We start from the raw sequence: 12,471 nt of genomic DNA on the forward strand, positions 1-12,471 counted from the left end.
CATGCCCAGAACACATCAGAGCCCGCAGGACTGGGAGGTGCGGCCCTCGATCGCCCTCCCGCGGGCGCTCGTGCCGTCCCGAACGGCCTGGGCGGTACGCGCCGAGCAGGCCGTCGAGTACGACGTCGTCCTCACCCGCGATCTGCTGGATCCCGCTGACGACTCCCTTGCGCGAGCGGGTCTCGGCCCGGCCCTCGCAGCACCGGCTCGGCGCTGTGTCATCACCGAGCGAACCGTCGAACAGCTTTACGGGGACCGCCTGTCGGCGTACTTCCGGGCCCACGGGATCGATGTGCGATGGCTGGTCCTGGACCTGGGCGAGGAGAAGAAGACCATCGAATCCGTCCTGCGGGTGGTGGACACCTTCGACTCCCACGGGATCCTGCGACGGCAGGAGCCCGTCATCGCCGTCGGTGGCGGTGTCCTGACCGACATCGTGGGGTTCGCGTGCAGCGCCTATCGGCGCGGACTGCCCCATGTCAGGGTCCCCACCACACTGATCGGTCTGGTCGACGCGGGCATCGGAGCCAAGACCGGGGTCAACCACGGCGGGAGCAAGAACCGGCTGGGCAGCTACTTCCCCGCGCGGCGCACGCTGGTCGACCCCACCTTCCTGGCGACCCTGCCGAACCGTCACCTCTCCAACGGGCTGGCGGAGATCCTCAAGATCGCGCTGGTCCTGGACCGACGGCTGTTCGACCTGCTGGAGGAGCACGGATCCCTCCTGCGCACCGAACGCTTCCAGGGCATCTCCGCGCCCGGCGCACAGGCCGCGGACGAGACGCTGCGCCGCGCGATCGGCGGCATGCTCGCCGAACTCGAACCCAACCTGTGGGAGGACCAGCTCGAACGGGCCGTCGACTACGGCCACTCCTTCAGCCCGGCCCTGGAGATGCACGCACTCCCCGGCCTCCTGCATGGCGAGGCCGTCGCCATCGACATGGCACTGACCACGGTCATCTCCTGCGGCCGGGGACTGCTCACCACCGGCCAGCGCGATCGCGTACTGGCCGTGACGACGGCTCTCGGACTTCCCCTCACCCACCCGGTGTGCCGTCCGGAGCTGCTGGAACACGCCCTGGCCGACACCGTTCGCCACCGCGACGGCCGCCAGCGGCTGCCACTGCCCGCCGACATCGGATCGGCGCTGTTCGTGAACGACCTGACCATCGACGAAGTCCGGTCCGCCGCGGGCTTCCTGCACGAAAGAGGAAATGACAATGCCTGACGAACTGCTGGTCGCGGACGTGCGCGGCGCGTCCGCCGTGCATGCCATGCACGGCGGCGCGGACATCGCCCGCTGGAAGTGCCTGGCCCGCCGGATGGGGCTGGCCGGGACCTGGGAAGCCATCGAGTGGGCCTCCCTGCCTCCCGGCGCGGTCTGCGGGGAGCATCGTCACACCCGTACCGAGGAGCTGTACTTCGTCCTCCAGGGCGAGGGCGAGATCCTCCTCAACGACGTGCCGCACCGCATCCGCCCCGGACACCTGGTCGTCAACGGCCTCGGCACACGGCACCAGTTCCGCAACCTCGGTGACCAGGACCTCAACTGGCTCGTCATCGAGGTCTTCGGGCCCGCCACCACCCGGGCGCTGATCGGATCCGGCGCCGACCCAATCACCCAGCCCCTTCCTGCCCTTGAGAGGACCTCATGACCACCGCCACCATCATCGACCTCGCCGCCTGCGGAGAGGTCGACCTGACCACCATGCTGACGGGGCCGCTGCGCCAGGCCCGCGTCGTCACCCTGGAGACCGCGCAGGCCGAGACCCTGTCGGCCACCGACCGCGAGCACACGCTCTTCGTGCTGGAGGGCACCGGCTCCGCGCAGGCCGGCACCACGACGGTGGACCTGGCGGCCGGCACCGCCGTCACCCTGCCGCTCGGCGGATCGATGACCATCAGCGCCGGCCCGGAGCCGCTGCGCTACTTCCACGCGAGCCTCATGACCCCCTCGGCCTCGGCCGGGTCGCTCTCGCCGACTGTCGAGGAAGCGGACGCACAGTGATCGTCACCACCGTGGAGGAGACCACCCGGACCCTGAAGGACGGTGCCGCGCACACCGCGAGCCGTTCACTGGCCCGGCGCGGCTTCTTCTTCTCCGAGACCGAAGCCGTCGACCACCTCCACCTGGCGCCCGGCGCCGAGATCGGAGTGCGCGGGCGCGAGGGAACCGAGGAGATCTGGTTCGTCGCCGACGGCGACGGTCACCTTCTGCACGCGGACGGATCGACCGGTGTGCTGCACCGCGGTGCTCTCGCCGTCTGCTCGTTGAACAGCGGCGCACGTCTGCGCGCGGGCGACCACGGCGCGCGGCTCATCCTGGTCGCTGTGGCGCCCCGGCACCTGACCGCCGCCATGCCGCCCCGACTGCCGGTCGCCTCGTGACGTCCACGGCCCCGACGACCACCGCGTCCCCCGGGCTTCGGTATCCGGGCATCCCGGGCGCCACCAACGTGGATCACATCGCGTATACGGTGCCCGACCTCGACCAGGCCGTGACCTTCTTCACCGAGGTGGTCGGCGCCGAGCTGATCTACCGCGAAGGCCCCGTCCGGGACCCGCAGGGCGACATGATGCGCCGCCAACTCGGCGTCCATGCCACGGCCGTCGCCCACATCGCCATGCTCCGCCTCGGCCCGGTCACCAACGTCGAGTTGTTCGAGTACGAGGCTCCGGACCAGAACCGGGTCCTGCCGGCCAACAGCGACTGGGGCGGCCACCACGTGGCCATCCATGTCACCGACCTGGACGCGGCCGTGCGTTATCTGCGCGGACAGCCCGGAGTCGAGCTGCTCGGCACCGCCCAGACCATCCCGGACGGACCGATCGCGGGCAATCGCTGGATCTACTTCCGTACGCCCTGGGGCATGCAGATGGAACTCGTCCAGGCAGCCACCGGCCTCCCCTACGAAAGCACCACCCGTGCCCGCCGCTACGGCCCGGCACGCGCATGGGACACCGACCACCCCAGCTCTCCCGATTCCTCGGACCCCCGACCCGCAAGGAACCCCAGTGCGTGATCAGATCGACATGACCCCTGCTCTGCTGGACTACGTCCGGGACGTCTCCCTGCGCGAGGACACTGTCCTGCGCGAGCTGCGCGACGGCACCGCCGCGCTGCCCGACGGGATCATGCAGATCCTTCCCGAGGAGGCCCAGTTCCTGGCGCTGCTGATCCGTCTCACCGGCACGTGCGACGTCCTGGAGATCGGCACCTTCACCGGTTACAGCACGCTGGCGATGGCCCGTGCCCTGCCGCCCGGCGGGAAGGTCGTCACCTGTGATGTCAGCGAGGACTGGACCGCCATGGCCCGTCGCGCCTGGCAGCGGGCGGACATGAACGACCGCATCGACCTGCGCCTCGGCGACGCGACGGCGACCCTGGAAAACCTGCTGGCCGAGCGAGGCCCCGCCTCGTTCGACCTCGTCTTCATCGACGCGGACAAGGCCCATTACCCCCACTACTACGAGCGGTCCCTCGCCCTCACCCGGCCAGGTGGCCTGATCGTCCTGGACAACACACTGTGGTCGGGCCGGGTCGTCGACCCCACCGCACAGGACGCCGACACCCAAGGCGTACGCGAGGTCAACAGCACCCTCCTCAAGGACGAGCGAGTCGATGTGTCCATGCTCCCGATGGCCGACGGCGTCACGCTTGCGCGCAAGCGGTAGCCCCTGAGACGGCGCCCTACTCCAACGGGCCCGTGCATCCCAGTCAGTCCGAGAGCGCCCGCCGGTGAGTCCTGCCTGCGGGTGCTCTCGGCCTGTCACGGTCCGATCGCCGCGGTGTTCCGGATCGCTCCTCAGCCGATTCGCCAGGGACGGAGCTTCTCGGGGTTTCGCACCGCCCAGATGTGCCTGATCCGGTCGCCCACGATCTCGAACGCGAACACGGTCGCGACGGCGCCGTCCTGCCGCGCCACCAGGCCGGGCAGGCCGTTGACCGTGCACTCCAGGAACGTCGTGCGGTGGCCCGACACCCGGGCGATCTCGGCGTAGGCATGTGCGATCCGCTCGCCGCCCACGATCGGGAGCAGGTGGGTGACGGCCAGCCCGCCGCCGTCGGCGGTCGCGGTGGCGTCGGGGTCGAGCAGGCCGATCAGCGCATCGATGTCCTTGGCCTGCCATGCCGCTCTGAACCGCCTGACGATCCCGGCCTGCCCGGCGCTCGGGCCCGCCGGGGTCTGTGCGGTGCGGACGCGCCGTCGGGCGGACGAGGCCAGTTGGCGGCACGCCGCCGGAGTGCGGCCCACGATCTCGGCAACTTCGCCGAAGGGGTAGCGGAAGACATCGTGCAGGACGAACGCGACGCGCTCGGCCGGGGTCATCGCATCGAGGACGACCAGGAAGGCCATCGTCACCGACTCGTCCAGGGTGACCCGCTCGGCCGGGTCGATGCCGCCGGCTCCGGAACTGTCGGTGATCCACTCCGTGGGCTCCGGCAGCGGTTCCGGGATCCAGTCGCCCACGTACGTCTCCCGCCTGGCCCGCGCAGAGCCGAGCAGGTTCAGGCAGATGCGGCTGGCGACCGTCATCAGCCAGGCGCCGGGCGACTCGATGGCCTGCCGCTCCTGTGCGGACATGGCGTACCAGCGGGCGTAGGTCTCCTGGACGACGTCCTCGGCGTCGGCGAGGGACCCGAGGAGTCGATAGCCGAGGTTGATCAACTGGCGCCGCTCGCTCATGATCGCGCTGAGGTCCGGACCGCGCCGGTCGTCGCCGGGCTCCGCTCTGCTCGTCATGGTCTGGCCGTCTCCCTCGCTCGGTTCTGTGCCTCTACCCGATACGACAGGACAGCTCGCCGGAATGTGAGGTCGCCGCTCCACCTCACATTCCGCAGGGCCGCGTTGTCGTACCGGTGAGGACGACAACAGGACCGAGAGGTGATTCCGATGAACGACTTCCGGGCCATCGCGGACCGCGTCGAGATCGAGGCGCTGCGCGGCGAGTTCACCGACGCGGCGATGATGCGCGACCGACCCCGCCTGTCGGCGCTGTTCACACCGGACGGCGCCCTGCGCATGCCCAACATTCCCGTCGAGCTGGTCGGCCGTGAGGAGATCCGTGCCGGAGGCGAGCGGCTGCAGAGCCAGTGGGACTTCTTCGTACAGACCACACACCCCGGCACCATCCTGCTCGACGGCGACACTGCGACCGGCCGCGCCTACATCCAGGAACTCGCGCGCACCCTCGACGGACGGCAGGGACTGAACTACGCCGTCTACCACGACCGCTACCAACGCACCGTGGAGGGCTGGAAGTTCGCCGAGCGGGTGTACGAGGTCAGGTACCTCGACACCTCCCCGCTGGCGGGTTCGGCGCCCCGCGCGGAGCAAGGCTCCGGGACCGACCCGGCAGCGGCCACGGCCTCCCCGGCTCCGGCCGCGTCCTTCGCCGACCCGGCATCGGCCGAACAACTGGAGCGCGTGGCCGCCGCGCTGCGGGCGAGCGGCTTCGCCGCCGAGATCCTCGACGACGCCGCGGCCGCTCGCTCCCGCATCAAGGACCTGGTCCCCGAGGGCGCCCGCGTGCTCACCGGAGCCAGCGAGACCCTCCGGCTGTCCGGCATCGACGAGGACATCAACACCGGTGGCCGGTACGACGCCATCAGGCCGCGCGTCCTGGCCATCGACCGTGCCACCGGCGCCGACGGGATCCGAAGGCTGGTCGCCGGCCCCGACTTCGTCGTCAACAGCGTCGCCGCGGTCACCGAGACCGGCTCACTCGTTCTCGCCTCGGGCAGCGGCAGCCAACTCCCCGCCAACGCTGGCGGCGCCGCCCACGCGGTCTGGATCGTCGGCGCGCAGAAGGTGGTGCCCGACCTCAGCACAGCGCTGCGCCGCGTCGAGGAGTACGCCCTCCCGCTGGAGAACGCCCGCGCCCAGGCGGTGTACGGGATGCCCAGCGCCGTCAACCGCCTGCTCATCCTCAACGCGGAAACCCGCCCGGGGCGCGGCACCGTGCTGCTTCTCCGAGAGGCCATCGGGTACTGACCCGGGTCCTGGGTCCGGAGTCCTAGGTCCGGGGTCCGGGGTCCGAGGTCCATTGGATTCACAGGCACGCCACTGGGGATCGGCACGCCGGAGCGGCTTGTCTCTGCCCGGCCTCCGGCGACGCGCTTGCTTGGGCGTCGGGTCGAAAGCATCTGGCCCATGGGCTCCGCTCCCGTGGTCAGGACCGATGGCTGTTCTGGGCGAGCTCAGGGTGGGGCACGACCACCGGGGCCGCTCCCGGGCCCACGGACTCGCACCAGCGGCCGACCGGACCGCCGGGCGGCACGTTGATCGCCCCGCCGACGCCGCCGGGCCCAACTCGGCTTCCACCGAGATCAGTTGGGGCGCCAGGCGTGACTCTCGGGCGGTCCGGCGGGCATCATCTGTGGGTGCACCGGCGGCACGGACACCGACGAGGGTGTACGCACTCGCCCGCGGCACCGCGCCAGGTCCGCACGCACCGGCCCATGGAAGGTCCCTCATGATCGAGTCCGAGCTGAAGCGAGCCCTGCACTCCCATCTGCGCAAGGAGACATTGAAGGTGGCCCTGTCCGGGTACCTCGGTGCCGGTTTCCGGCGTGCCGTCCTCGGGGTGACCGACCGTCGGGTCCTTCTGGTCAAGAGCGCCTACTGGTCGGTCAGCGACAGGGGGCTCCTGTGGGCGGACCAGCTCGACGAGGTGGCGCTGGGCAACAGACCCAACGAGCTGCACATGAACGGCGCCTACACCGGCAACACGTACGTCCGCATACGCCGCGCGGACGGCAGCACGTTCCGTCTGAATCCCCGTACGAGCTTCATCGGCGGGAGTGACGACACCCGGCGCAGCGTGGAGACCCTGTACTCGGCGGTCAAGGGCCGCTTCTGATCCCATCCGTGCTCAGAAGACCAACTCGCCGACGCCCAGCAGGTTTCCCTCGCTGTCACGGAACCAGGCACCGCGTTCGCCCCGTGCGCCCTTGCTCGGATAGTTTCCCTCGATCTCGGCGATGCCGTTCCTGGTGCGGAGTCCAGGAACGTCGACCTCCTCGAACACCACGCCACGCCGCTTGAGTTCTGATACGACCGTCTCGATGTCGTCGACCTCCAACGCCATCTGGGTAAAGGTCCCGGGCGAGGCTCCCGTCGACTGGAACACCACGAAGTCCACGCCTCCGCACCGATACAGCAGACCCCCGGGCCGCTCGTCGAGGGGATCCAGACCGAGTTTCTCGGCATAGAAACGCCGCGCCCGGTCCAGGTCCTGGGCGGGGAGCCTCGTCGCCACACGTGCTCCGGCCAGAATGTTTCTGTCGTCTGCGTTCATGACCTCCACTGTGCCGCGAGCAGTTGCCGGACGGGCGGAGGCGACAGCGGCGAGCCATGGCGGAAGCCAGGTGGAACCGCGCCCGTTCGTGCTGGAAGCAGGTCTGTGTCAGGGTCCTACCGCGCCGGCTGTACTCACCGTGTCGACCAGGTCTGCGAGCGCGTTCGCGAGGGCGTCGAGGCCGGCGCCCGCCGGGCCGCCCGGCTCGGACATGTAGACGTCCCGCCGGATCTCGATCATCAGGGCGCTGACCCGGGGGTCGTTGCCGTAGTACTTCAGCGGGACGTACGTCCCCTGGAAAGGGGTGTTGATGCCCGTGCCGCCGAAGCCCGCGAACGCCTTCTCGGCGTGGGCCAGCAGCTCGGCCGGGGTGTGGAAGGCGTCCCGGCCCAGGCAGATGGGCGGACGGGGGCCGTCACCGTGCAGTTCGTAGGGAAGGCGCTCGGCCGGGTAGGAGTGGACGTCGATGATCACGGCCCGTCCGACAGCAGCCAGCCGCTGGGCCACCGCGTCCGTGACGGCGGCCGCGTACGGGTGGAAGTAGCGCTCGACGAGCCACTGTCCGTCGTGGTCGGCCGGGCGGAGCTCCTCCCTGTGTGTGGTCCGGGTGTAGACCACGCCCATCCCGACGGCCAGCATCTCCTCACGCTCGTCCGGGAACCGTTCGGGGTCGACGACCAGCCGAGACAACTGGTTGACGAACTGCCAGGGTTCTGTGGCGCAGCGCTCGGCTGCCGTCGCCGCGATCCGGGCGGTGTGCGAGTCGGTGATGTGGTCCAACTCCCGTTCCAGGGCGGTGTCTTCGAGCACGATGCCGCTCCGTACGCCCGGCGGGATCACCCGCGAGGAGTGCGGAACATGCAGGACCACGGGGGAGTCCGGCGCGCCGGCCACGAGACGGTGGGAAGCCGACACGTCGTTCATTCTGGAGTCCTCGATGCGGGCGCGTGGGGGTTGGCGGTGAGCGCGGGTGCGAGTCGTGCGTCAGGGCATGTGCACCCTTCCTACTACACCAACGGGCCCCAGCTGGAGGGGTACGCGGGCCGCGCGGGGAACCGCGGGAGTGGCTACCCCTCCAGCATCGTCCGAGCTACAGGCCGTCGCGGACCATGGCGGCGACGATCTGGACGTGGCGATTGGCCGCCGTGTTCGAGAACTCGTTGTCGTAGTTCAGGCCGTAGGGCCAGAAGTGCCCGCCACCGGTGGACAGCGTCGCACCCGAACCGTCGAACTGCTTGACGAGGGCCGTGGCCTGCGCTCCGCGCCAGGTACCGCTGCCCCCGAGGGAGGACCAGCCGGAGCTCGTGCCCACGCCGATGGTGTGGGCGATCTCGTGCAGCGCGGTCCGCTCGGTCATGTAGCCGCGGTTGCCGAAGCGGATGGTTCCGTTGATGTTGCCGTCGGCCGTGGGGACGCCCGGGTCGTAGCGGACGGTGATGGTCTTGCCGAGGTCGCTGACGTTGTTGTAGCGGGCCACCGCGGCGTTCATGGCCGTCGTGATGAGGTTGTACGCCGTCTGCTGGTCCTGGGTGGGGTTGGCGGCCCGTTCGAGGGTCCAGGTGATGGTGGCCGCCGCCACCTGTTCCTTGGGGACCGGGGCGGCCTGGGGTGCGGCCTGTGCGACTCCGGGCCCGGCCAGTAAGGCTCCTGTCAGCGCGGCTATGGCCACCTTCCTTCGCCAGGGCATGGCCGCTCGCTCAGTGGGCTCCGGGGTGTGTCGTGGGCTCATGGAGAAGGCTCCTGTGTGGGGGGATGTGGAGGTTGGGCTGTCGGGTGCGGAGATGACGGCTTGGACAGTCCACGCCGTGGCCGACATTTCAAGCATTGTTCGAGATGCCGATCAGACGTACTGACGTACTGCTGTCGGAACCTCCGCCAGTATCCAGTCGCTGACTGCGACGTCAAGTGGCCCAGCCCATCCGCCACTTCCCCGGTTTGCTACGCTCCCGTCGCTGCCTGTGGGGGAAGTCCGGTGAGAGTCCGGCGCTGACCCGCAACGGTGTGCGTGGCGAACCCGTGGTTCGTCGCGTGAGCCCGATCGCCCGCAGGTGGTGCGACCCGTTGACTGCTCGCCGTGGACTGCGAGAGGGGACCGCACGGCCGGCGTGTCGTACGGGCTGCCTCTTTTCCTGATGTTCAGGCGGGCCCAGATGAAGGACCGCCCCGACCGTGCGCCGAAGTCCGAGCCCGAGCCCGAGCCAGACCTCGATCCCAACGCCGAGCCGGATATCCGTCGTGCCCTTGGTCTTTGGGCTCGGGCTGTTGCTCCTCGTGTCGATCGTGTGCGGGGTGGCTCTCGGGGCCGCGGGCGTCGGCTGGGCGGACGTGCAGCGGTTTCTGTGGGCCGGGTTCACCGGCGGGACGGTGCACGCCGGAGACATGGCCGCGTACACCATCGTCTGGGAGATCCGGCTGCCGCGTGTCGTGCTCGGTGCTGTCGTCGGAGCGGGGCTCGCGGCCGTCGGTGTGGCGGTGCAGGCGATGGTGCGCAACGCGCTCGCCGATCCGTTCGTGCTGGGTATCTCCTCGGGCGCCGCCGTGGGCGCCAACGCCGTGATCCTGCTCGGCGCGTTCGCGGGGCTGGGAGTCTGGGCGCTGTCGTTGTCGGCGTTCGTCTCGGCTCTCGCGGCGATGGTGCTGGTGTACTCCGTGGCCCGGTCGGCGCACGGGCTGACGCCGCTGCGGCTGATCCTGACGGGGACGGCTCTGGCGTACGGCTTCGAGGCCGTCACGACCGTGATGGTGTTCGGGGCGGCCCGGGGCGAGGCGGCACGGTCGGCCATGATGTGGCTGCTGGGGAGCCTGGGCGGCGCGACATGGGCGCAGGTGCCGCTCGCCGCCGTGACCGTGGCGGCCGGGTGGGCGTGGCTGCGGTGGCGCGCCGAGGCGCTCAACGCGCTCGCCATGGGTGACGAGACCTCGGCCGCGCTCGGTGTCCAACCGGGGCGGCTGCGCCGGGAGTTGTTCCTTGTCAGCGCCGCCGTGACCGGCACCGTGGTCGCGGTCAGCGGGGCCATCGGGTTCGTCGGACTGATGGTGCCGCACGTCGTGCGGATGCTGGTCGGGGCCGATCACCGGCGGGTACTGGCGGTGGCCCCGCTCGTCGGCGCCGTCCTGCTCCTGTGGGCGGATCTGTTGTCCCGGCTGCTGCTGGCACCCGCCGAACTGCCCGTCGGGGTGATCACCGCGGTGGTGGGTGTGCCTGCCTTTCTGCTGCTGATGCGGCGCGGCGGTTACGCCTTCGGGGGCCGCTGATGGCCGCCGGGGCCGACGTGAGGAAGGTGGGCGGCCATGCGGCTTGACCTGGCAGGGGTGGCGGTCGAAGCCGCCGGAGTCCGGTTGGTCGACGACATCCGACTCGCCGTGGACAGCGGGGCGTTCGTCGGTCTCGTCGGCCCGAACGGCAGTGGCAAGTCCACCCTCCTGCGCTGCGTGTACCGGGCGCTGAGTCCGGCGGCGGGCACCATACGGCTCGACGGGGACGACGTACACGCCATGTCGCCCCGGGCCGCCGCCCGGGTGCTGGCCGCACTGCCGCAGGAGTCGTCGGCCGAGTTCGACTTCACCGTCGCCGAAGTGGTCGACATGGGCCGGCTGCCGCACCGGGACCGTACGGCCGCCGGGGACCGTTCCGTGTGCGCGGACGCCATGGCCCGCACGGGTGTCACACACCTCGCCGAGCGCGGGTTCCTCGCCCTGTCCGGCGGTGAGAGACAGCGCGTCCTCATCGCCCGCGCACTCGCCCAGCAGCCCAGGGTGCTCGTCCTCGACGAACCCACCAACCACCTGGACATCGCCCACCAGTTGGACGTGCTCTCGCTGGTCCGGGCCAGCGGCCTGACCGTGCTGGCCGCTCTGCACGACCTCAACCTGGCCGCCGCGCACTGCGATCTCCTGTACGTCATCGACGGCGGCCGAATCGTCACCTCGGGTGCGCCGCACGATGTGCTCCAACCGAACCTGCTCGCCGGGGTGTTCGGGGTCCGCGCGCATCCCGTACGGCATCCGGAGACCGGCGCCGTCCAGCTCCTCTTCGACCGGCTCCCGCTCACCACCTCGTAAGGATCCCCATGCGCAAGTTCCTCGCCGCTGCCCTCTGCCTCGCCGCGACCGTCACGACCGCCGGTTGCGGCGCCAGTGTCGAGTCGTCCGACGACGCGAGGTCCTCGTCGGTCAGCCTGACCAACTGCGGCCGGAAGGTGACGTACGACAAGGTCCCGAAGCGGGTGGTCACGAACGACGTCGGGATCACGGAACTGATGTTCGCGCTCGGCCTCGAGGACCGTATGGCCGGGTTCGCCATGCCCGACGACAAGGGCGATCTCAGCGGCGTGCCCTGGAAGGACGGCTACGACAAGGTGAAGTGGCTGTCCAAGGACCAACTCACCAAGGAGAACGTCCTCGACGCCCGCGCCGACCTCGTCTTCGCCGGCTGGAACTACGGCTTCCGCGACGACAGCGGCTTCACCCCCGAGGCGCTGAAGACGCTCGGCATCCCCTCGTACGTCCTCACCGAGTCCTGCCGCAACGGCCGCACCAAGACCTCGCGCGGCCTCATGCCGCCCCTGGACGCCCTGTACGCCGACCTCACCAACCTCGGAAAGCTGTTCGGCGTCGAGAAGCGGGCGGCCGCGCTGATCGCCGACTTCGAGAAGCAGATCGCCGACGTACGGGCGAAGGCTCCCGAGGACGCTGAGCGGCCCAAGGTCTTCCTCTACGACAGCGGGCAGGACCAGCCCTTCACGTCCGGCCGTTACGCCGCCCCCGAGCAGATCATCAGCGAGGCAGGCGGCGTCAACGTCATGCACGATGTCGCCGACTCCTGGACCACCACCGGCTGGGAGAGCGTCGTGGAGCGCGACCCGGATGTCATCGTGATCTGCGACTACGGGGACGTGAGCGCCGAGCGGAAGAAGAAGTTCCTGCTCTCCTACGCCCCGCTGCGCAACGTCTCCGCCGTCAAGCACCGGCGGATCTTCGTCCTCGACTACGTCGACCTGGTCGAGAGCCCCCGCAACCCTGCGGCGATCGCCCGCCTCGGTGCGTACCTGCGGACGACTGTCGGGTGATCTGGCCCTACTGACAGTCCATGGGAGATCGGCTCGGTGGGTATGTCCGTCGGACGGAATACTCTGCTGGTATGAGTGAACGAGGAATGCAGGAGCTGGC

General features: G+C 70.0%; 15 protein-coding genes and 1 riboswitch. Of the genes, 11 read left to right on the plus strand and 4 right to left on the minus strand.

What is annotated here, in order from left to right:
* Nucleotide 1: 1 nt before the first annotated feature.
* From ACIBEI_RS21035 to ACIBEI_RS21060, 6 genes are read left to right on the plus strand one after another with little or no spacing between them, the layout of a single operon-like run.
* Nucleotides 2–1,228: a sedoheptulose 7-phosphate cyclase gene (locus tag ACIBEI_RS21035; RefSeq protein WP_398890898.1), complete on the plus strand. Its 1,227-nt coding sequence runs from the start codon at nt 2–4 to the stop codon at nt 1,226–1,228.
* On the plus strand, nt 1,221–1,655 hold the full coding sequence (locus tag ACIBEI_RS21040) for a cupin domain-containing protein (protein WP_398890900.1): 435 nt from the start codon (nt 1,221–1,223) through the stop codon (nt 1,653–1,655). The genes ACIBEI_RS21035 and ACIBEI_RS21040 overlap by 8 nt, the downstream gene beginning before the upstream one ends.
* Nucleotides 1,652–2,008, plus strand: coding sequence for a hypothetical protein (locus tag ACIBEI_RS21045; RefSeq protein ID WP_398890902.1), 357 nt, complete (start codon nt 1,652–1,654; stop codon nt 2,006–2,008). Before ACIBEI_RS21040 ends, ACIBEI_RS21045 begins: the two co-directional genes overlap by 4 nt.
* Complete coding sequence (locus ACIBEI_RS21050; RefSeq protein ID WP_398890904.1) at nt 2,005–2,388, plus strand: hypothetical protein; 384 nt, start codon at nt 2,005–2,007, stop codon at nt 2,386–2,388. The genes ACIBEI_RS21045 and ACIBEI_RS21050 overlap by 4 nt, the downstream gene beginning before the upstream one ends.
* On the plus strand, nt 2,385–3,023 hold the full coding sequence (locus tag ACIBEI_RS21055) for a VOC family protein (protein ID WP_398890905.1): 639 nt from the start codon (nt 2,385–2,387) through the stop codon (nt 3,021–3,023). The genes ACIBEI_RS21050 and ACIBEI_RS21055 overlap by 4 nt, the downstream gene beginning before the upstream one ends.
* Nucleotides 3,016–3,675, plus strand: coding sequence for an O-methyltransferase (locus tag ACIBEI_RS21060; protein ID WP_398890907.1), 660 nt, complete (start codon nt 3,016–3,018; stop codon nt 3,673–3,675). Before ACIBEI_RS21055 ends, ACIBEI_RS21060 begins: the two co-directional genes overlap by 8 nt.
* A gap of 131 nt (nt 3,676–3,806) precedes the next feature.
* Here the strand turns inward: ACIBEI_RS21060 and sigJ are convergent, their stop codons facing one another.
* The gene (gene sigJ / locus ACIBEI_RS21065) at nt 3,807–4,745 is read right to left on the minus strand and encodes an RNA polymerase sigma factor SigJ (RefSeq protein WP_398890909.1); all 939 of its coding nucleotides are present in this window, start codon (nt 4,743–4,745) and stop codon (nt 3,807–3,809) included.
* A 150-nt stretch (nt 4,746–4,895) separates the two neighbouring features.
* On the opposite strand from sigJ, the gene ACIBEI_RS21070 reads away from it, so the two are divergent.
* Both ACIBEI_RS21070 and ACIBEI_RS21075 read left to right on the plus strand, forming a co-directional pair.
* Nucleotides 4,896–5,996 carry a nuclear transport factor 2 family protein gene (locus tag ACIBEI_RS21070; protein WP_398890911.1) on the plus strand — a complete coding sequence of 367 codons (1,101 nt, stop codon included), beginning with the start codon at nt 4,896–4,898 and terminating at the stop codon, nt 5,994–5,996.
* Nucleotides 5,997–6,477: 481 nt separating this feature from the next.
* The gene (locus tag ACIBEI_RS21075; RefSeq protein WP_398890913.1) at nt 6,478–6,864 is read left to right on the plus strand and encodes a hypothetical protein; all 387 of its coding nucleotides are present in this window, start codon (nt 6,478–6,480) and stop codon (nt 6,862–6,864) included.
* A 12-nt stretch (nt 6,865–6,876) separates the two neighbouring features.
* On the opposite strand, the gene ACIBEI_RS21080 is transcribed toward ACIBEI_RS21075, so the two are convergent.
* From ACIBEI_RS21080 to ACIBEI_RS21090, 3 genes are all read right to left on the minus strand, one after another.
* Nucleotides 6,877–7,302 carry a VOC family protein gene (locus ACIBEI_RS21080; RefSeq protein ID WP_398890915.1) on the minus strand — a complete coding sequence of 142 codons (426 nt, stop codon included), beginning with the start codon at nt 7,300–7,302 and terminating at the stop codon, nt 6,877–6,879.
* A gap of 108 nt (nt 7,303–7,410) precedes the next feature.
* Entirely contained in the window at nt 7,411–8,226 is an 816-nt protein-coding gene (locus ACIBEI_RS21085) for an N-formylglutamate amidohydrolase (protein WP_398890917.1), read from the minus strand.
* A 166-nt stretch (nt 8,227–8,392) separates the two neighbouring features.
* On the minus strand, nt 8,393–8,989 hold the full coding sequence (locus ACIBEI_RS21090) for a hypothetical protein (protein WP_398891389.1): 597 nt from the start codon (nt 8,987–8,989) through the stop codon (nt 8,393–8,395).
* Between the two features lie 231 nt (nt 8,990–9,220).
* Nucleotides 9,221–9,367, plus strand: a riboswitch (cobalamin riboswitch).
* 143 nt (nt 9,368–9,510) lie between these two features.
* Between ACIBEI_RS21090 and ACIBEI_RS21095 the strand changes: the two genes are divergently transcribed.
* Genes ACIBEI_RS21095 through ACIBEI_RS21105 form a run of 3 tightly spaced genes read left to right on the plus strand, consistent with a single transcriptional unit; the run spans nt 9,511 to nt 12,371 of the window.
* Nucleotides 9,511–10,557, plus strand: a complete 1,047-nt coding sequence (locus tag ACIBEI_RS21095; protein WP_398891391.1) for a FecCD family ABC transporter permease — start codon at nt 9,511–9,513, stop codon at nt 10,555–10,557.
* 36 nt (nt 10,558–10,593) lie between these two features.
* Nucleotides 10,594–11,364 (plus strand): ABC transporter ATP-binding protein, encoded by a 771-nt coding sequence (locus tag ACIBEI_RS21100; RefSeq protein WP_398890919.1) that lies wholly within the window; start codon nt 10,594–10,596, stop codon nt 11,362–11,364.
* An 8-nt stretch (nt 11,365–11,372) separates the two neighbouring features.
* Nucleotides 11,373–12,371, plus strand: coding sequence for an ABC transporter substrate-binding protein (locus tag ACIBEI_RS21105; RefSeq protein WP_398890921.1), 999 nt, complete (start codon nt 11,373–11,375; stop codon nt 12,369–12,371).
* Nucleotides 12,372–12,471: the final 100 nt, after the last annotated feature.

The sequence above is a fragment of the Streptomyces sp. NPDC050988 genome (genome assembly GCF_044456225.1).
Classification (GTDB): Bacteria; Actinomycetota; Actinomycetes; order Streptomycetales; family Streptomycetaceae; genus Streptomyces.

What these genes read in the sequence shown, in the direction of transcription:
- ACIBEI_RS21035 (WP_398890898.1), top strand. Translation starts at nt 2, where the DNA reads ATGCCCAGAACACATCAGAGCCCGCAGGACTGGGAGGTGCGGCCCTCG.
- ACIBEI_RS21040 (WP_398890900.1), top strand. Translation starts at nt 1,221, where the DNA reads ATGCCTGACGAACTGCTGGTCGCGGACGTGCGCGGCGCGTCCGCCGTG.
- ACIBEI_RS21045 (WP_398890902.1), top strand. Translation starts at nt 1,652, where the DNA reads ATGACCACCGCCACCATCATCGACCTCGCCGCCTGCGGAGAGGTCGAC.
- sigJ (WP_398890909.1), bottom strand. Translation starts at nt 4,745, where the DNA reads ATGACGAGCAGAGCGGAGCCCGGCGACGACCGGCGCGGTCCGGACCTC.
- ACIBEI_RS21070 (WP_398890911.1), top strand. Translation starts at nt 4,896, where the DNA reads ATGAACGACTTCCGGGCCATCGCGGACCGCGTCGAGATCGAGGCGCTG.
- ACIBEI_RS21075 (WP_398890913.1), top strand. Translation starts at nt 6,478, where the DNA reads ATGATCGAGTCCGAGCTGAAGCGAGCCCTGCACTCCCATCTGCGCAAG.
- ACIBEI_RS21080 (WP_398890915.1), bottom strand. Translation starts at nt 7,302, where the DNA reads ATGAACGCAGACGACAGAAACATTCTGGCCGGAGCACGTGTGGCGACG.
- ACIBEI_RS21085 (WP_398890917.1), bottom strand. Translation starts at nt 8,226, where the DNA reads ATGAACGACGTGTCGGCTTCCCACCGTCTCGTGGCCGGCGCGCCGGAC.
- ACIBEI_RS21090 (WP_398891389.1), bottom strand. Translation starts at nt 8,989, where the DNA reads ATGCCCTGGCGAAGGAAGGTGGCCATAGCCGCGCTGACAGGAGCCTTA.
- ACIBEI_RS21100 (WP_398890919.1), top strand. Translation starts at nt 10,594, where the DNA reads ATGCGGCTTGACCTGGCAGGGGTGGCGGTCGAAGCCGCCGGAGTCCGG.
- ACIBEI_RS21105 (WP_398890921.1), top strand. Translation starts at nt 11,373, where the DNA reads ATGCGCAAGTTCCTCGCCGCTGCCCTCTGCCTCGCCGCGACCGTCACG.